The sequence below is a fragment of the Nocardiopsis sp. MG754419 genome, assembly GCF_018207095.1.
Lineage (GTDB): Bacteria > Actinomycetota > Actinomycetes > Streptosporangiales > Streptosporangiaceae > Nocardiopsis.
Genome location: NZ_QOCZ01000443.1, coordinates 1 through 310 on the forward strand (window position 1 = coordinate 1; position 310 = coordinate 310).

At 74.5% G+C, this 310-nt stretch carries 1 protein-coding gene; it reads right to left on the reverse strand.

The annotated features are described in order from the left end of the window. Positions 1–309 (reverse strand): histidine kinase dimerization/phosphoacceptor domain-containing protein (locus DSY14_RS28470; RefSeq protein ID WP_374224079.1); only part of this gene is annotated, 309 nt, incomplete at its 3' end. Position 310: the final 1 nt, after the last annotated feature.

The window sequence follows — 310 nt, forward strand, 5'->3', positions numbered from 1 at the left end:
CACCGGGCCCCGCTCCCCCCGCCACTCCACCTCGACCTCGTGCCCGGCCCGGCGCACCGACTCCACCAACGCCTCCACCCGATCCCACCCGGCCGCCGGCTCCCGAGCGGCCCGATCACCGTCCCGGAACACCGCCAACGTGCCGCGCAGCTCCTCCAACGCCTCCCGGCTGGCGTCCCGGATCGCCGCCAGCGCCACCGACGCCTGCTCCGGACGCCGATCCACCACGTGCAGCGCCACCGACGCCTGCATACTGATCACCGACAGGCTGTGCCCGACCACGTCATGCACCTCCCGCGCGATCGTCAGC